Origin of the sequence: Citrobacter sp. Cpo100, assembly GCF_030332595.1 — a bacterium.
Classification (GTDB): Bacteria; Pseudomonadota; Gammaproteobacteria; order Enterobacterales; family Enterobacteriaceae; genus Citrobacter; species Citrobacter portucalensis.
The window spans coordinates 255,092-272,508 of the sequence record NZ_JAOWHM010000026.1 but is presented as its reverse complement, the minus strand read 5'-3'; the positions used below and the strand labels follow the sequence as shown (position 1 = coordinate 272,508).

The 17,417-nt window shown below is 53.8% G+C and carries 14 protein-coding genes; 8 read left to right on the top strand and 6 right to left on the bottom strand.

Annotated features, from left to right (window positions below; all coding sequences use genetic code 11):
* Positions 1 to 96: 96 nt before the first annotated feature.
* The 3 genes from dkgA (at position 97) to OGX96_RS04765 (ending at position 3,066) form a co-directional block, all read left to right on the top strand.
* Positions 97 to 924: a 2,5-didehydrogluconate reductase DkgA gene (dkgA, locus tag OGX96_RS04775; RefSeq protein ID WP_286582324.1), complete on the top strand. Its 828-nt coding sequence runs from the start codon at positions 97 to 99 to the stop codon at positions 922 to 924.
* Between the two features lie 187 nt (positions 925 to 1,111).
* Positions 1,112 to 2,566: a DASS family sodium-coupled anion symporter gene (locus tag OGX96_RS04770; protein WP_003828381.1), complete on the top strand. Its 1,455-nt coding sequence runs from the start codon at positions 1,112 to 1,114 to the stop codon at positions 2,564 to 2,566.
* A gap of 44 nt (positions 2,567 to 2,610) precedes the next feature.
* Positions 2,611 to 3,066, top strand: coding sequence for an HIT family protein (locus OGX96_RS04765; protein WP_286582322.1), 456 nt, complete (start codon positions 2,611 to 2,613; stop codon positions 3,064 to 3,066).
* A gap of 103 nt (positions 3,067 to 3,169) precedes the next feature.
* On the opposite strand, the gene OGX96_RS04760 is transcribed toward OGX96_RS04765, so the two are convergent.
* The gene (locus tag OGX96_RS04760) at positions 3,170 to 5,341 is read right to left on the bottom strand and encodes a YgiQ family radical SAM protein (RefSeq protein ID WP_003024532.1); all 2,172 of its coding nucleotides are present in this window, start codon (positions 5,339 to 5,341) and stop codon (positions 3,170 to 3,172) included.
* A 199-nt stretch (positions 5,342 to 5,540) separates the two neighbouring features.
* Here OGX96_RS04760 and OGX96_RS04755 point away from each other — a divergent pair, with 199 nt between their 5' ends.
* A complete protein-coding gene (locus OGX96_RS04755) occupies positions 5,541 to 7,016 on the top strand; it encodes a TrkH family potassium uptake protein (RefSeq protein WP_153686662.1) in 1,476 nt (491 codons plus the stop codon).
* Positions 7,017 to 7,032: 16 nt separating this feature from the next.
* Here the strand turns inward: OGX96_RS04755 and ftsP are convergent, their stop codons facing one another.
* The 4 genes from ftsP to OGX96_RS04735 form a co-directional block, all read right to left on the bottom strand.
* A complete protein-coding gene (gene ftsP, locus OGX96_RS04750; protein ID WP_008785819.1) occupies positions 7,033 to 8,445 on the bottom strand; it encodes a cell division protein FtsP in 1,413 nt (470 codons plus the stop codon).
* Between the two features lie 71 nt (positions 8,446 to 8,516).
* Positions 8,517 to 9,254 carry a 1-acylglycerol-3-phosphate O-acyltransferase gene (gene plsC / locus OGX96_RS04745; RefSeq protein WP_003024540.1) on the bottom strand — a complete coding sequence of 246 codons (738 nt, stop codon included), beginning with the start codon at positions 9,252 to 9,254 and terminating at the stop codon, positions 8,517 to 8,519.
* Between the two features lie 195 nt (positions 9,255 to 9,449).
* Positions 9,450 to 11,708, bottom strand: a complete 2,259-nt coding sequence (gene parC, locus OGX96_RS04740) for a DNA topoisomerase IV subunit A (protein ID WP_003828391.1) — start codon at positions 11,706 to 11,708, stop codon at positions 9,450 to 9,452.
* A gap of 118 nt (positions 11,709 to 11,826) precedes the next feature.
* Positions 11,827 to 12,225 carry a YgiW/YdeI family stress tolerance OB fold protein gene (locus OGX96_RS04735; RefSeq protein WP_003024544.1) on the bottom strand — a complete coding sequence of 133 codons (399 nt, stop codon included), beginning with the start codon at positions 12,223 to 12,225 and terminating at the stop codon, positions 11,827 to 11,829.
* Between the two features lie 148 nt (positions 12,226 to 12,373).
* On the opposite strand from OGX96_RS04735, the gene qseB reads away from it, so the two are divergent.
* From qseB to OGX96_RS04715, 4 genes are all read left to right on the top strand, one after another.
* Complete coding sequence (qseB, locus tag OGX96_RS04730) at positions 12,374 to 13,033, top strand: quorum sensing response regulator transcription factor QseB (protein WP_003828394.1); 660 nt, start codon at positions 12,374 to 12,376, stop codon at positions 13,031 to 13,033.
* Complete coding sequence (gene qseC, locus OGX96_RS04725) at positions 13,030 to 14,379, top strand: quorum sensing histidine kinase QseC (RefSeq protein WP_048225549.1); 1,350 nt, start codon at positions 13,030 to 13,032, stop codon at positions 14,377 to 14,379. The genes qseB and qseC overlap by 4 nt, the downstream gene beginning before the upstream one ends.
* 109 nt (positions 14,380 to 14,488) lie before the next feature.
* Positions 14,489 to 15,070 (top strand): NAD(P)H-dependent oxidoreductase, encoded by a 582-nt coding sequence (locus OGX96_RS04720; protein WP_003828397.1) that lies wholly within the window; start codon positions 14,489 to 14,491, stop codon positions 15,068 to 15,070.
* A 30-nt stretch (positions 15,071 to 15,100) separates the two neighbouring features.
* Positions 15,101 to 15,415 (top strand): putative quinol monooxygenase, encoded by a 315-nt coding sequence (locus OGX96_RS04715; RefSeq protein ID WP_003024557.1) that lies wholly within the window; start codon positions 15,101 to 15,103, stop codon positions 15,413 to 15,415.
* Between the two features lie 106 nt (positions 15,416 to 15,521).
* On the opposite strand, the gene parE is transcribed toward OGX96_RS04715, so the two are convergent.
* The gene (gene parE / locus OGX96_RS04710; protein ID WP_003024571.1) at positions 15,522 to 17,414 is read right to left on the bottom strand and encodes a DNA topoisomerase IV subunit B; all 1,893 of its coding nucleotides are present in this window, start codon (positions 17,412 to 17,414) and stop codon (positions 15,522 to 15,524) included.
* Between the last annotated feature and the right edge of the window lie 3 nt (positions 17,415 to 17,417).

The following is a 17,417-nucleotide window of genomic DNA, read 5'->3' as shown; positions in this document are numbered from 1 at the left end:
TAAGTGAATCCCCGGGAGCGTACATAAGTACGTGACCGGGGTAAACGCAAGCAGCCAACAAAGAGGCAGCCTGAAGGATTAAGTGTGGGGGGAATTATGACCGGTCCAACCATTATCAAGCTACAGGATGGTAACGTCATGCCACAACTGGGCCTGGGGGTCTGGAAGGCAAGCAACGAAGAAGTCATCACCGCCATTCATAAAGCGCTGGAAGTGGGGTATCGCTCAATTGATACCGCTACGGCGTACAAAAACGAAGAAGGTGTCGGCAAAGCAATACGCGATGCTGGCGTACCACGGGACGAGTTATTCATCACCACCAAGCTGTGGAATGATGACCAAAAACGCCCCCGGGAAGCCTTGCTCGAAAGCATTGAAAAACTCCAGCTTGATTACCTCGATCTATACCTGATGCACTGGCCGGTTCCGGCGATCGACCACTACGTTGAAGCGTGGGAAAACATGATCGACCTGCAAAAAGAAGGGCTGATTAAGAGCATTGGCGTGTGCAACTTTCAGATCAATCATCTCCAGCGGTTGATGGATGAAACCGGCGTACCTCCGGTGATTAACCAGATCGAACTTCATCCGCTTATGCAACAGCGCCAACTGCATGCCTGGAACGCAACGCATAAAATCCAGACCGAATCCTGGAGCCCGCTGGCGCAGGGCGGCAAAGACGTCTTTGATCAAAAGATCATCCGTGACCTCGCTGAGAAATATGGCAAATCACCGGCGCAGATTGTCATCCGCTGGCATCTGGATAGCGGGCTGGTGGTGATTCCAAAATCTGTCACCCCTGCGCGTATCGCAGAAAACTTTAACGTCTGGGACTTCCGCCTGGATAAAGACGAATTAGGCGAAATCGCGAAACTCGATCAGGGCAAACGTCTGGGGCCAGACCCGGATCAGTTCGGCGGTTAACCCCTTCCTCCAGCCCGACACTCTCGTCGGGCCTTTACTGATTTGAAATATCAGGAAACAATTCACACATATATATTGATGTATTTCTTGCAGTCGCTGGAGCAGCATTACGCAACATAACCTGTTAATTATTAAATAAATATATTTATTTGATGAATATATTCACCATATCTATAGGTGCGTAAACGTGACTGAGAAAAAAAGTAGCGGAGTCAAATGGCTCCCATTAATTCTTATAATATTCATTTCTGCCGGACTGTGGCAGCTTACTCCACCTTCCGGGCTAAGTGCGCCAGCCTGGCATTCGGCAATCATTTTCGTCGCGACTATTGCCTCTATCGTGGCAAAAGTTTTACCCATCGGCGCGGTCGGCATTATTGGGATTACGGTTTTTGCACTCGCCTATGCTGCCGGGGATAAAACCGCCAGCGGCGCTATCACCACAGCACTGAGTGAGCTGAACAGTTCACTTATCTGGCTTATCGTCGTGGCTTTTATGATTGCCCGCGGGTTTATCAAAACCGGCCTCGGACGACGCATTGCGCTGCAGATGATCCGTCTGCTCGGCAAGCGCACTCTGGGACTCGCCTATGGTCTGGCCTTTGCCGATCTGATCCTCTCCCCGGCAATGCCGAGTAATACAGCACGCTGCGGCGGCGTCATCTATCCGATTGCTGACTCTCTGGCACGCAGTTTCCATTCGAACCCGGAAGATGAGTCCCGCAGTAAAATCGGTACCTTTCTTATCACCTGTATTGGCAACGTCAACGACGTCACCGCCGCGCTCTTTATGACCGGCTATACCGGCAACCTGTTGGCGGTGAAGCTGGCGGCCAATGCGGGCGTCACGCTGACCTGGGGCGGCTGGTTTATGGCGGCGCTGCTGCCATGCCTGGTGTCCTTACTGCTGGTTCCACTGCTGGTCTACTGGATCGTGCGCCCGGAAATTAAACACACGCCGGATGCCCCTAACCTGGCGCGCAAAGAGCTGGCGGAAATGGGCAGTATGTCTCGCGGCGAATGGCTGATGCTGGCTACCGTCGGCGTACTGCTGGTGCTGTGGATTTTTGGCGATACGTTAGGCGTCGACGCCACCACTGCCTCGTTCGTGGGACTGTCCATTTTATTGCTAAGCGGCGTTCTGAGCTGGGAAGATGTGAAGAGCGAGAAAGGCGCATGGGACACACTGATTTGGTTTGCCGCGCTGTTGATGATGGCGAACCAGCTGAAAAAACTGGGCTTCACCACCTGGTTTGGCAATCTGATCGGCGATAGCCTGAGCAGTACTATGCACGGTACCAGTTGGGTGATCGTCCTGCTGCTGTTGAACGCCGCCTACTTCTATACCCACTACTTTTTTGCCAGCGGTAATGCACAGATTGCCGCTCTGTACGCCGTTTTCCTTGGTGTCGGTCTGCATCTGAATATTCCCGCAGCCCCCACGGCATTAATGCTGGCCTTCACCAGCAGTTTGTACTGCTCGCTCACCCAGTACACCCACGCTCGCGGTCCAATCCTGTTTGGTGCCGGGTACGTTCCAACGGGCGTCTGGTGGCGTACAGGATTTATCATCAGCTTGTTTAACCAGGCGGTGTTTATCACCGTGGGTCTGATGTGGTGGAAGGTGTTGGGTCTGTACTAAACTGACTGCGTCCTGACGAATCACCTTACCTGCGGAGAAAAGGAATGACCTGTATTTTCTGTCAAATAGTTGAAGGTAAAGCACCCTGCCATAAGGTCTGGGAAGACGAGCATCATATGGCTTTTCTGTCGATTTTCCCGAACACCGACGGTTTTACCGTGGTGATCCCGAAAAAGCATTATCCCAGCTATGCCTTCGATATGCCGCCGCAGGCACTGGCTGATCTGATGCTGGCGACCCAAAAAGTGGCTAAGAAACTGGATAAGGCTTTCCCGGATGTCAGTCGTACGGGTATGTTCTTCGAAGGTTTCGGCGTAGACCATGTGCACAGCAAATTAAGCCCCATGCACGGTACTGGCGATCTAACCCACTGGAAACCGATTGAAGCGCGGCAGAACAAATTTTTCGAGCAGTATGAAGGATATCTTTCGTCACACGATCATGAACGAGCGGATGATGCAAAACTGGCCGCATTAGCGGACAGAATTCGTGAAGCATAAATACTGAGTCTCTCTGCCGGATGGCGGTTCAAGCACCTTATCCGGCCTACAAAATCGTGCTATTTGTAGGCCTGATAAGCGTTTCACCACCGGGCAAGGCAGATTAACGCCCTGCCACTTTCCCGCGTTTTTTGTTTGCGGCAGGCGTCTGGCGCTGATGCGCCACCGGTGTGTGCTTGGTCAATGCCGGGCGAGTATGACGGTTTTGGCGACGCGCTTCGCGCATCTCTTCCAGCGTAGGCGCCGGGACCAGACATTCGCGACGACCGCCGATCAGATGCTTTTTACCCATATCTTCCAGCGCCTGGCGGATTAACGGCCAGTTGGCTGGATCGTGGTAACGCAGCAGGGCTTTATGCAAACGACGCTGCTTATCACCTTTCGGCACCACCACGTCTTCACTCTTATAACCAATTTTACCCAGCGGGTTTTTCCCGGTGTAATACATGGTTGTGGAGTTCGCCAACGGCGATGGATAGAAGTTCTGCACCTGATCCAGACGGAAACGACGTTGCTTCAACCACAACGCCAGATTCACCATATCTTCGTCACGCGTACCCGGGTGCGCGGAAATAAAGTACGGGATCAGGTATTGCTCTTTACCCGCTTGCTTAGAGTAGGTATCGAACAATTCCTTAAAGCGATCGTAGCTGCCCATCCCCGGCTTCATCATCTTCGACAGCGGGCCTTCTTCGGTATGCTCTGGCGCAATCTTCAGGTAGCCGCCAACGTGGTGGGTCGCCAGCTCTTTGATATAACGCGGGTCTTCAACCGCGATGTCGTAACGCACGCCCGAAGCGATGAGGATCTTTTTAATGCCTTTCAAATCACGCGCACGACGATAAAGGTTAATCGTCGGTTCATGGTTGGTATCCATATGCGGACAGATATCCGGGTAGACGCATGACAGACGACGGCAAGTTTGCTCCGCGCGCGGTGACTTACAGCGCAGCATATACATGTTCGCCGTTGGGCCGCCGAGGTCGGAAATCACGCCGGTAAAGCCTGGAACGGTGTCGCGAATGGCTTCGATTTCATTGATGATCGAGTCTTCAGAGCGGCTCTGGATGATGCGGCCTTCGTGCTCGGTGATCGAACAGAACGAACAGCCGCCAAAGCAGCCACGCATAATGTTGATCGAGAAACGGATCATCTCATAGGCCGGAATGCGGCTGTCGCCATACGCCGGATGCGGCACGCGTTTGTACGGCAGCGCAAAAACGCTATCCATCTCTTCGGTAGAGAGCGGAATGGCTGGCGGGTTGATCCAGATGTAGCGATCGCCATGCTTTTGCATCAGCGCACGCGCGCAGCCTGGGTTGGTTTCGTGGTGCAGGATACGCGACGCATGCGCATACAGCACTTTATCGCCCTTCACTTTTTCGAAGGACGGCAGCAGCACGTAGGTTTTTTCCCACGGTTTCGGGCGCGGCGGCTGTACGGTTACCGCTTTCGCTTCCTGCTTTTTCGGTGCGACAGGCTTGTTGTCAGCACACGGCAGATCTTCACCATACGGATGCGGGATCGGGTCAATCTTGCCCGGCGTGTCGAGGCGCGTGGAATCCACCCCACTCCAGCCCGGCAGCGCTTCTTTAACCATAATCGCAGTGTTACGCACGTCGCGGATCTGATCGATGGTTTCGCCCATCGCCAGACGATGCGCCACTTCCACCAGCGGACGTTCGCCGTTGCCGAACATCAGCATGTCGGCTTTGGAATCCACCAGAACAGAGCGGCGAACGGTATCAGACCAATAGTCATAGTGCGCCGTACGGCGCAGGCTGGCCTCAATACCGCCGAGAATAACCGGCACATCTTTCCATGCTTCTTTACAGCGCTGGGTATAGACCAGCGTGGCGCGGTCCGGACGTTTGCCCGCAACGTTGTCCGGCGTGTAGGCATCGTCATGGCGCAGTCGACGATCGGCGGTGTAACGGTTGATCATCGAGTCCATGTTGCCTGCGGTCACACCAAAGAACAGGTTCGGTTTACCCAAACGCATAAAATCGTCTTTGTTGTTCCACTCCGGCTGGGCGATAATCCCTACGCGAAAGCCCTGCGCTTCCAGCATTCGTCCGCAAATTGCCATGCCAAAGCTGGGATGATCGACGTATGCATCGCCGGTAACCAGAATGATGTCGCAGCTATCCCAGCCAAGTTGGTCCATTTCGTCGCGTGACATCGGCAAAAACGGTGCTGGGCCAAAACAGGCAGCCCAGTACTGCGGCCAGGAGAAAAGGTCTCTGTCCGGCTGGATCAGGGATATTGCGCTCATAATGCTTCCAAAAATGGTAAAAAAATAATCAAAGGCCGAGGATTATACGCTGTATGTCGGCAAGAAATGAAGTGGAGTCTGAACCAGACCAGTAGAAAGTTATATAAATTGTTAAATTTTACGACGATCATTTTTATCGATCATAATTAAGACCATGCCGGCCAGCTGAGATAACTCTTTTTCGGCGGGGGATTTTTCATTGCGACTCAACGATTCACTGCATATTTCCCAGTTACGGGTTGTTGTTCACCTGTGCGGATTTCTGGTTCTTCTCTACAGCTTTTCTATGCTGCCACCGATGCTCATCGCTTTGTTAAACAAAGAGCGGAGCTTGTTCGCTTTTTTCAGCACGTTTATGACTTTCTTCACCCTCGGCGGCGGGGCGTGGTTGGCAACCAAACATGCGGGGATTCAACTGCGCACCCGGGATGGTTTCGTCATTATCGTCCTGTTCTGGCTGTTGTTTTCGTTTATCAGCGCGATGCCGATGTGGATGGACGATGGCTTAAACCTCTCTTTTGCGGATGCCCTGTTTGAAGGAGTTTCTGGGATTACCACTACAGGCGCAACGGTGATTGATGACGTCAGCGCCTTGCCGAAGTCGTATCTGTACTATCGGGCTCAGCTCAATTTTATTGGCGGTCTGGGTGTTATCGTCCTCGCCGTGGCGGTATTGCCGCTGCTGGGTATTGGTGGCATGAAGCTGTATCAGTCTGAAATGCCGGGCCCTTTTAAAGAAGAACGCCTCACGCCAAGACTTGCTGATACTGCACGCACGCTGTGGATGACCTATGTCATTCTGGGTCTGATCTGTACTCTGGCCTACTGGGCTGCCGGGATGTCGTTTTTCGACGCCTTATGCCACGGGCTGTCGACGGTCTCTCTCGGCGGATTTTCCACTCGCAGCGAGAGCATCGGCTTTTATAACAGCCATACCATTGAGCTTGTCGCCGGGATATTTTCACTGCTGTCTGCGTTTAACTTCACCCTCTGGTACGTTGCTATCGTGAAACGTACCTTCAAACCCTTTCGTCGTAATGCCGAATTGCGTTTCTTTTTGCTTATTGCGTTGGTGGTCACTCTGATCGCCACCTGGCAAGTTTGGCGGGCAGGCATGTACGGATTAACGGACAGCCTGGTGCATGCTTTTTTTCTGGCCAGTTCGATGCTGACAGATAATGGCCTGTCGACGGCGGATTACGCGCAGTGGCCTTCGCACACGATCTTCATGCTGCTCAGCGCCAGTTTCTTCGGCGGTTGTGTGGGTTCGACCTGCGGGGGGATTAAGGTGCTGCGCTTTTTGATTATGTTCAAGCAGTGCCGTCAGGAGTTACATCAGCTCGCGCACCCTCGCGCCCTGCTGAATATCAAAGTGGGCAATAGCGTGGTAAGCGACCGGGTGGTGCGTTCGGTATGGAGCTTTTTCTTTCTCTACGTTTTGTTCACCAGCTTTTTTATCTGGGCGCTCAATCTGATGGGCTACGATCTCTTCTCCTCTTTCGCTACCGTCGCCGCCTGCATCAACAATATGGGGCTAGGATTTGGCGTCACCGCCACGACATTTGGTACCTTAAACGAGGAAGCAAAGCTACTGATGTGTGCAGCCATGATCATGGGGCGTCTGGAGATTTACCCCATTCTGATCCTGTTCTCGCGCATGTTCTGGCGGGCGTAACGAAAACCCCGGCGCATTATGGCGCCGGGTTCACCAACATCTGTCCGATTGAGCCACGATCCGCCATTTCCAGCGTCTGGCTATTAAAGTAGAACGGGAAATGGGCCCAGGAAGGCTGTCCGTAATAAACCAGTAATTCAACCTGGCCATCAACCCAGACAGTATCCTTCCAGCCTCTGTCTTCCGGGAACGGCATCGCGCCATTCACATTACGGATCAGGAACGAAACACCTTCAATATGGAAGGACTGGGGCATATCCGCCCGCACCGTCCAGCGCTCCCAGGAGCCCTGCTGGGCAGTAATATCCATACGATTGACGTCCCACAGCTGACCGTTGATACCAGGATCGTCGTCCAGGCTGATATCACGGCTGCGAATCGGCGAACCGCTGAGGATTTCCGTTGGCAGCAGGCGCATTGGCAGGCTGTCAGTCACCAGCGGCAGAAGACCTGTCGGGCGCAACGTCAATACCAGCGTGGAGATGAGAATACTGGAGGGCTCAAAGAACCCGCGGATCCTGTCGACAATACTGGCCGCCTCACCACAGGTGATAGAGACCTCATTACCGTTAGTCATATCCACCAGGATCTCACGACGCTCGCCCGGAGCCAACGAGAGCTGCTTCACCGAAACAGGCGCAGGTAAAAAACCCTGATCGCCGGAAATCACATGCAGAGCACGGCCATCACTCATTTGCAGCTGGTAACGACGCGAGTTTGAAGCGTTCAGCAAACGCAAGCGCACCCAGCCGCGGGAGACTTCGACATACGGGCTCTGCGCCCCATTGACCAGCAGCGTATCACCGACAAAGCCACCGCTGCCGGGCTCGCTGTATTCCGGCGTGCCAAAGTTGTCCAGCCGCTTGTCCTGGATTATGACCGGAAAATCATCCACGCCATAGTGGTTGGGAATAGACAGTGATTTACTCACTTCATCTTCAACCAGCCACATCCCGGCAAGACCGTTATAGACCTGCTGAGCAGTACGATTTGGCGTATTAGCGTGATACCACAACGTGGCGGCATTCTGGCGAATCGGTAGCACCGGCGCCCAGTCAGCATTCGGGGACATCATGCGCGCCGGGCCGCCCATCAGCGGGCCTGGTACCTGCAACCCGGCGACGGTCATCGAGACATTTTCAGTCAGACGGTTGCTGTAGATAAGCTTGACGTCATCCCCTTTCCAGACACGGATTGTCGGTCCCAGATAGCGGCCGTTAATTCCCCATACAGGTGCGCGCGTGCCTTGTGTAAAGGACCAGTGCGCACGTTGCAGCGTCATAAATAGCGGCTGCCCCCGGCGGGATTCCAGCAGCGGAGGCACGGGTAACGGTTGTTGCTGACCGGCAGCATTAGCCTTCAGCGGAACAGCACCTGCACACAGTGCGATCCCCGATGCCTGAATGAACTGACGCCGACTGAATGACATATAAACTCCATAAAAAACTGGCTATTAACACGCAGGAAGTCATTTCCTGTAAAAAACCCGAATTGCGCGGATTAAACCTTACCGGCGGCTTCCCGCTCAGCAACTTCTTTATCGAGTTCTGCGATTTTTTGTTCCATCAGCGTGCGGCAATGCGCTGCCAGTTCACGAACCTGATCTTTCCCAAAGTGGCTAATATCCACCGGTGGCAACATCTCGACAATTGCCAGACCATTATTGAGTCGATTGAGTTTTATCTTGTTCGAGGTTGTGGAAACGCACACCGGAATGACCGGGACACCAGCAGCAATCGCTGCATGGAACGCGCCGGTTTTAAACGGCAGCAGACCGCGACCGCGGCTACGCGTCCCTTCAGGGAACATCCAGATAGAAATGCGGCGTTTTTTGAAATGATTCACCACGGCAGCAATGGTGCTGTGCGCTTTAGCGCGATTGTTTCTGTCAATCAACAGGTTACCGGTTAACCAGTACAGCTGTCCGAAAAAAGGGATCCACAGCAGGCTTTTTTTACCTACCGTCACCGTCGGCGGCTGAACGATATTCGCAGCGGTAACCATGTCATAGTTGTTCTGATGGTTACAAATATAGATAGCATTACCATAGTTCTGCGCGTCTGCCGGCATGCGGCACTCGACCTTCAGGCCATAAAGGGGAGCCAGGCGGCCAAACATATGGCCGAACGTTGCAACGTGTTTTGGATTTCGTGGGCTGAACAGACAGTATATGCAACCGAAAATACAGACCAGAACGCAGTAAATAACAGTAATAATTAAACGAAAAATATATAGCATAACAACCTCTAAGGCCTAAGAGCCTGGCATTTTACGTCACCTGATTCATCACGCGGTATCAGGTTAGGGCTTTGTTAAGGGCGGCTCTCTGGAAAAGCGTATTGTTAATCGCAACGCACGAATAAACAACGGTTTCACGGGAATTTTTAACGTTGGCTCTCCCTGGGCTTTAACAGGGAGAGCCGGACGGTAGCGTTATTCTTCGCTGTCGCCGTGACTGGCGCGTCGAGGCGAGTCAATCTCAATGCTGTCGATACGCTGCAGACCACGCATTAGCGTGCCGCGACGGCCGCGCTCACCGGTCACTTTCTGCAACTCTTCAGGACGTAGTTTGATTTTGCGCTTACCGACGTGGATGGTCAGCGTGCTCTGCGGCGGCAGCACGTAAAGTTGCGCCAGACCATCCTCGCCTTTCGCCGCTTCCGCTGAAGGGATATTAATGATCTTGTTCCCTTTGCCTTTCGACAGCTGCGGTAAATCGCTCACCGGGAACATCAACATGCGACCAGCCTGAGTAATAGCCAGTAGCATATCGGTTTCATCCTCAATCACCACCGGCTGCATCACGCGCGCATTTTCTGGCAGTGTAATCAATGCCTTACCAGCACGGTTACGTGCGACCAGGTCATTGAAAGTACAGACAAAACCGTAGCCCGCATCGGAGGCCATCAGCAGTTTCTGATCGTCGCCTTCCATCAGCATGTGCTCAACCGTCGCGCCTGGCGGCAGCGTGAGCTTCCCGGTCAGCGGTTCACCCTGACCGCGCGCCGACGGCAGCGTAATCGGGTCGATGGCATAGCTGCGTCCGGTCGAGTCGACGAACACCACCGGCTGGTTGCTCTTACCCTTCACTGCCGACTTAAAGCTGTCGCCCGCTTTATAGCTTAATCCCGGTGCATCGATGTCATGGCCTTTGGCGCTACGCACCCAGCCACTCTGGGACAACACAATGGTAACCGGCTCAGATGGCAGCATGTCGTGCTCGCTCATCGCCTTCGCTTCTTCGCGTTCCTGCAACGGAGAGCGACGATCGTCGCCATAGGCGTCCGCATCGGCCTGCAGCTCTTTCTTCAGCAGGTTACTCATTTTACGTTCGGAAGCCAGAATGGCCTGCAACTGATCGCGCTCTTTCGCCAGCTCATCCTGCTCACCGCGGATTTTCATCTCTTCGAGTTTGGCAAGGTGGCGCAATTTCAGCTCAAGGATGGCTTCAGCCTGGGTTTCAGAAATGCCAAACCGCGACATCAGCTCAGGCTTAGGTTCATCTTCATGACGAATAATTTCGATGACTTCGTCAATGTTGAGGAACGCCACCAGCAAACCTTCAAGGATGTGCAGGCGCTTGAGCACTTTTTCCAGACGATAATTCAGGCGGCGACGTACGGTATCGCGGCGGAACGCCAGCCATTCGGTGAGGATCTCCAGCAGGTTTTTCACCGCCGGACGACCATCAAGACCGATCATGTTCAGGTTGATACGGTAGCTCTTTTCCAGATCGGTAGTGGCAAACAGGTGGTTCATCACCTGCTCCATATCCACACGATTAGAGCGCGGGACAATCACCAGACGGGTCGGGTTTTCGTGATCCGATTCGTCGCGCAGGTCGTCTACCATCGGCAGCTTTTTATTGCGCATTTGAGCAGCGATCTGCTCCAGCACTTTTGCCCCGGAAACCTGATGCGGCAGCGCGGAAATCACCACCGCGCCGTCTTCTTTCGTCCATACCGCACGCATACGTACGGAGCCTCGTCCGTTCTCGTAAATCTTACGAATTTCCGCGCGCGAAGTAATGATCTCCGCTTCGGTCGGGTAATCCGGCCCTTGCACGATATCCAGCAACTGATCCAGCGTCGTTTTCGGCTGCTCAATCAGAGTAATCGCTGCTTTTGCCACTTCACGCAGGTTATGTGGCGGAATGTCCGTTGCCATACCAACGGCAATACCGGTCGTGCCGTTCAGCAGAATATTTGGCAGACGCGCAGGCAGCATCTTCGGCTCCTGCATGGTGCCGTCGAAGTTTGGCACCCAGTCCGACGTTCCCTGACCGAGTTCGCCCAGCAGGACTTCCGCATATTTAGACAGACGGGATTCGGTATAACGCATCGCCGCGAAGGATTTCGGATCGTCCGGTGCCCCCCAGTTCCCCTGCCCGTCAACCAGCGGGTAACGGTAAGAGAACGGCTGCGCCATCAGCACCATCGCTTCATAGCAGGCGCTGTCGCCATGCGGATGGTATTTACCCAGCACGTCACCGACGGTACGGGCGGATTTTTTAAATTTGGCGCTGGCATTCAGCCCCAGTTCGGACATCGCGTATACGATGCGACGCTGAACGGGTTTCAAACCATCGCCAATAAACGGCAACGCCCTGTCCATGATGACGTACATGGAATAGTTCAGATAGGCGTTTTCCGTGAATTCATGCAGCGCCAGGCGCTCTGCCATATCGCTCATTAATCGTGGTTCCTCAACTTTGTACCCCTCTATTGAAGGGCAATATTGCCGCAGATACTACCCTATCTGGCGTGTTGAGTCACAAAGAAAAGGGCCGCGAATGCGGCCCTGATGGGGATTACTTAGCAACTTTGGTAATCTGTTTTACGTCGATTTCAACGGAGTTCCAGTCTTTATCCACTTCACCCTGGATTTCAACCACATCCTGCGGTGTGACGGTTACGCCGTTCCAGCGCTTGTGATCGATATCCACATTCACCGTGCCGGTCGCATCTTTAAACACGTACAGGTCGTCGGAAATACGCTCAACGATGTTCCCGCGCAGGGTAACCCAGGTGTCATCACGCAGTGATTTGGCGCTTTCTACCGTCGTGCTGCTACCGTTCGGGCCGACAAATCCGCCGTTTTGGCTCTGCGTGGTGGTTGTCGTTGGCCCAGAGAAGCCACCCTGCTGAGCTGCCAGAACAGGTGCGGAACACAGTGCCATTACGGCAACCATTGCAGCTAATTTTTTCATCGTCATGTCTCCCTTTCATGTTGGTTTACGACTATTAAATAAGTTAATCCTTAACAAGTTCTTAAGGCAAAAAAAGATACTTTTTTTGCTGTACAGAGGCTGTAGCCACAGGTTTACTAACTGCAAATGAGTTCGCAGGGATGAACATATGCGTATTTTACTGATCGAAGATGACACGTTGATTGGCGATGGCCTGAAAACAGGTCTGAGTAAAATGGGTTTCAGCATCGACTGGTTTACCGAAGGTCGCCAAGGGAAAGAAGCACTCTACAGCGCACCTTATGATGCGGTAATCCTCGACCTGACACTGCCAGGCATAGACGGACGGGACATTTTGCGCGAATGGCGAGCCAACGGAAAGCAGGAGCCTGTGCTGATTCTGACCGCTCGCGACGCGCTGGCAGAACGCGTTGAAGGCCTGCGCCTGGGCGCAGATGACTATCTGTGCAAACCCTTTGCGCTGATCGAAGTTGCCGCCAGACTGGAGGCACTGGTACGTCGTGCCAGCGGCCAGGCCAGCAACACATTGTGCCATGGCCAGGTAACGCTCGATCCCGGCGCGCTGGTCGCCACGGCGGCGGGTGAACCTTTGTCACTCAAACCTAAAGAGTTCGCGCTGCTGGAACTGCTGATGCGCAACAAAGGTCGCGTCCTGCCCCGCAAACTGATTGAAGAAAAACTGTATACCTGGGACGAAAATGTCTCCAGCAATGCGGTTGAGGTCCACGTCCATCACTTACGCCGTAAGCTCGGCAGCGACTTTATCCGTACCGTGCATGGCATTGGCTATACCCTGGGTGACGCATGAAGCTCACACAACGCCTCAGCCTGCGAGTCAGGCTAACGCTTATTTTTCTGATTCTGGCCTCAGCAACCTGGGCCGTATCCAGTTTTGTGGCCTGGAGGCAGACTACCGATAATGTCGATGAGCTGTTTGATACGCAGCTGATGCTGTTCGCCAAGCGGCTTAGCACGCTGGATATCAGCGATGTCACCACCTCAAGCAATATGGCCCGCACGCCAAAAAAACTGAAACATGGCCATATTGATGACGACGCACTGGCGTTTGCCATCTACTCCACCGACGGCAAAATGGTGCTACACGATGGCGACAATGGCCAGGATATTCCCTACAGCTACAGCCGGGAGGGGTTTAGCGACGGCCAACTCAGGGGCGACAACGATTCCTGGCGCTTCCTGTGGCTGAATTCCGCTGATGGAAAATATCGCATTGTGGTGGGCCAGGAGTGGGAATACCGGGAGGATATGGCGCTGTCGATCCTTACCGCACAGTTAACCCCGTGGCTGGTTGCGCTGCCGCTGATGTTGCTGATCCTGGTGGTCATGCTGAGTCGCGAACTCAGGCCGCTAAAAAAACTGGCGCAAGCTCTGCGCTGGCGCGCCCCGGAATCAGAAGAACCGCTCGACCCGAAAGGTGTGCCAAGCGAAGTGCGCCCGCTGGTTGAATCGCTTAATCAGCTGTTTACCCGTATCCACTCTATGATGGTCCGCGAACGGCGCTTTACCTCTGACGCCGCTCACGAGCTGCGCAGTCCGTTGACCGCGCTGAAGGTGCAAACCGAAGTGGTGCAACTGTCAGACGACGACCCGCAAACGCGGGAAAAAGCGCTGGTGCAGCTGCATGCGGGAATTGAACGCGCCACCCGACTGGTCGATCAGCTCCTGACGCTTTCGCGCCTCGACTCCCTCGATAATCTTCAGGATGTGGCAGAAATCTCGCTGGAGGAGCTACTGCAATCCGCGGTGATGGATATCTACCACCCGGCCCAGCAGGCGCACATTGACGTACGTTTGCAGATTAACGCGCACAATATCACGCGTACAGGACAGCCGCTGTTACTCAGCCTGATGGTACGAAATCTGCTGGATAATGCCATTCGCTACAGTCCGCAGGGGAGCATTGTGGAAGTGACGCTCAACGCCCGTAACTTCAGCGTCAAAGATAACGGTCCTGGCGTTGCGCCAGAGGTACTTACACACATCGGTGAACGCTTTTATCGTCCACCGGGACAAAGCGTGACCGGCAGCGGTCTCGGTCTGTCGATTGTCCGTCGTATCGCAACACTGCATGGAATGTCAGCCTCGTTCGGCAACGCTCCGGAAGGTGGCTTTGAAGCAAAAGTCAGTTGGTAATTGCGTTATTGTTGCTCATATAGCAAAAGACTTTGCACATTTTGCTAATTTCACCGCACCGCTGGTGGGAGTAAAATCGTCCTCAAACGTATTTCCTTGAGGACACAAAATGAGCAACATTCTGATTATCAACGGGGCGAAAAAATTCGGCCATTCTAATGGTCAACTGAATGACACCCTGACCGAGGTCGCGGACGGTATCCTGCGCGACCTCGGGCATGATGTTAAAGTCGTACGCGCAGACAGCGATTATGACGTAAAAGCAGAAGTGCAGAATTTCGTCTGGGCCGATGCGGTTATCTGGCAGATGCCTGGCTGGTGGATGGGCGCACCGTGGACCGTGAAAAAATACATCGATGACGTGTTTACCGAAGGTCACGGTACGCTGTACGCCAGCGACGGCCGCACACGTTCAGATGCCTCTAAAAAATACGGCTCCGGCGGGCTGATTCAGGGCAAAAAATACATGCTGTCCCTGACCTGGAACGCACCGATGGAAGCCTTCACTGAAAAAGACCAGTTCTTCCATGGCGTTGGCGTTGATGGCGTCTATCTCCCTTTCCATAAAGCAAACCAGTTCCTGGGAATGGAAGCGCTGCCGACCTTTATCACCAATGACGTGATTAAAATGCCGGACGTCCCGCGTTATATCGCAGAATATCGCAAGCATCTGACCGAAATTTTTGGTTAACTGGTAACCTGGAATTAGAAGGAGTTAACCATGCTTACCGTTATTGCAGAAATCCGTACACGTCCAGGTCAACATCACCGCCAGGCGGTACTGGATCAGTTTGCCAAAATCGTTCCGACCGTACTGAAAGAAGAAGGCTGCCACGGCTATGCGCCGATGGTGGATCATGCCGCAGGTGTGAGTTTTCAGACTACAGCACCAGATTCAATCGTGATGGTTGAGCAGTGGGAAAGCATCGCGCATCTTGAAGCGCATTTGCAGACCCCGCATATGAAAGCCTACAGCGAAGCCGTGAAAGGTGACGTGCTGGACATGAATATTCGTATTCTGGAGTCGGGCATTTAAGATTGTCGATTTGCCGGGTGACGCTTAGCTATCCGGCATAAATCGCTTCGTCAGATGAGAGCCGGATAAGGCATTTTACGCCCGTCTCCGGCTTTTCTACATGCAATTACCCTTCGAGATCCGCCAGGTCGCCTTTCTCCTGCAACCAGTTACGACGATCTTCAGAACGCTTCTTGGCCAGCAGCATATCCATCATTGCGTTGGTACGCTGATCGTCTTCATCATCGATAATGAGCTGCACCAGGCGACGGGTGTTCGGATCCAGCGTAGTTTCACGAAGCTGCATCGGGTTCATTTCACCCAGACCTTTAAAGCGCTGCACGTTCGGCTTGCCTTTCTTGCGCTTTAACTGCTCCAGTACGCCCGCTTTCTCTTCTTCCGTCAGCGCGTAATAGACCTCTTTGCCGAGGTCGATACGGTATAACGGCGGCAGCGCCACGTAGACGTGACCGTGTTTCACCAGCGTGCGGAAGTGCTTCACAAACAGCGCGCACAGCAGCGTGGCGATGTGCAGGCCATCGGAGTCCGCATCCGCCAGGATACAGATCTTGCCATAGCGCAATTGGCTCAGATCGTCGCTGTCCGGATCGATACCGATCGCCACGGAAATATCGTGAACCTCCTGCGAAGCCAGCACTTCATCGGAAGAGACTTCCCAGGTATTGAGGATCTTACCTTTCAGCGGCATGATCGCCTGATATTCACGATCGCGCGCCTGCTTGGCCGATCCGCCCGCCGAGTCACCTTCGACAAGGAACAGTTCGGTGCGATTAAGATCCTGTGCGGTACAGTCCGCCAGTTTACCCGGCAGCGCCGGACCGCTGGTCAGCTTTTTACGCACTACTTTTTTCGCCGCACGCAGACGACGCTGCGCGCTGGAAATCGCCATCTCAGCCAGCAGTTCGGCTGACTGCACGTTCTGGTTCAGCCACAGGCTGAATGCATCTTTCACCACGCCAGAGACGAATGCCGCACACTGACGCGAAGAGAGGCGCTCTTTGGTTTGTCCGGCAAACTGCGGATCCTGCATTTTTACCGACAACACATAAGCACAGCGATCCCAGATATCTTCCGCCGACAGCTTCACGCCACGCGGCAGGATGTTACGGTATTCGCAGAACTCGCGCATCGCATCCAGCAGTCCCTGACGCAGACCGTTAACGTGCGTACCACCTTGCATGGTTGGGATCAGGTTCACATAGCTTTCGGTCAGCAGCTCGCCGCCTTCCGGCAGCCAGAGCAGCGCCCAGTCCACCGTCTCCGTCTCACCGCTGAAATTACCGATAAACGGTTTTTCCGGCAGCGTCGGTAGGCCATTCACCGCTTCGCTCAGATAGTCATTCAGACCGTCCTGGTAGCACCAGCGCTGCTCGCTGTTGTTGACCTCATCCTTAAAAGTGATCTCAACGCCAGGGCACAGTACCGCTTTTGCTTTCAGTACGTGCGTTAAGCGCGAAACAGAAAAACGCGGGCTGTCAAAGAAGCTTTCATCGGGCCAGAAGTGCACGCTGGTCCCGGTATTGCGTTTGCCGCAGGTACCGACAACCTGTAAATCCTGCACTTTATCGCCATTCTCAAACGCGATGTTGTATACCTGCCCGTCGCGGCGCACGTTCACTTCCACACGTTTGGACAGGGCGTTAACAACGGAGATACCCACACCGTGCAGACCACCGGAGAACTGGTAGTTCTTGTTAGAGAACTTGCCGCCCGCGTGCAGACGACAGAGGATCAGCTCAACCGCCGGAACGCCTTCTTCAGGGTGAATATCTACCGGCATGCCGCGTCCGTCATCAATGACTTCCAGAGACTGGTCGGCATGTAAGATCACGTCCACGCGTTTCGCGTGGCCCGCCAGTGCTTCATCCACACTGTTATCAATCACTTCCTGCCCAAGATGGTTCGGACGGGTCGTATCGGTGTACATCCCAGGGCGACGGCGTACCGGCTCAAGCCCAGTGAGTACCTCAATGGCATCAGCGTTATAAGTTTGCGTCATGGT

Bases quoted from the DNA above. Each gene is read 5' to 3' on its own strand.
- parC (WP_003828391.1), bottom strand. From the start codon at position 11,708: ATGAGCGATATGGCAGAGCGCCTGGCGCTGCATGAATTCACGGAAAAC.
- parE (WP_003024571.1), bottom strand. From the start codon at position 17,414: ATGACGCAAACTTATAACGCTGATGCCATTGAGGTACTCACTGGGCTT.
- OGX96_RS04765 (WP_286582322.1), top strand. From the start codon at position 2,611: ATGACCTGTATTTTCTGTCAAATAGTTGAAGGTAAAGCACCCTGCCAT.
- OGX96_RS04715 (WP_003024557.1), top strand. From the start codon at position 15,101: ATGCTTACCGTTATTGCAGAAATCCGTACACGTCCAGGTCAACATCAC.
- ftsP (WP_008785819.1), bottom strand. From the start codon at position 8,445: ATGTCATTCAGTCGGCGTCAGTTCATTCAGGCATCGGGGATCGCACTG.
- OGX96_RS04720 (WP_003828397.1), top strand. From the start codon at position 14,489: ATGAGCAACATTCTGATTATCAACGGGGCGAAAAAATTCGGCCATTCT.
- plsC (WP_003024540.1), bottom strand. From the start codon at position 9,254: ATGCTATATATTTTTCGTTTAATTATTACTGTTATTTACTGCGTTCTG.
- qseC (WP_048225549.1), top strand. From the start codon at position 13,030: ATGAAGCTCACACAACGCCTCAGCCTGCGAGTCAGGCTAACGCTTATT.
- dkgA (WP_286582324.1), top strand. From the start codon at position 97: ATGACCGGTCCAACCATTATCAAGCTACAGGATGGTAACGTCATGCCA.
- OGX96_RS04760 (WP_003024532.1), bottom strand. From the start codon at position 5,341: ATGAGCGCAATATCCCTGATCCAGCCGGACAGAGACCTTTTCTCCTGG.
- qseB (WP_003828394.1), top strand. From the start codon at position 12,374: ATGCGTATTTTACTGATCGAAGATGACACGTTGATTGGCGATGGCCTG.
- OGX96_RS04735 (WP_003024544.1), bottom strand. From the start codon at position 12,225: ATGAAAAAATTAGCTGCAATGGTTGCCGTAATGGCACTGTGTTCCGCA.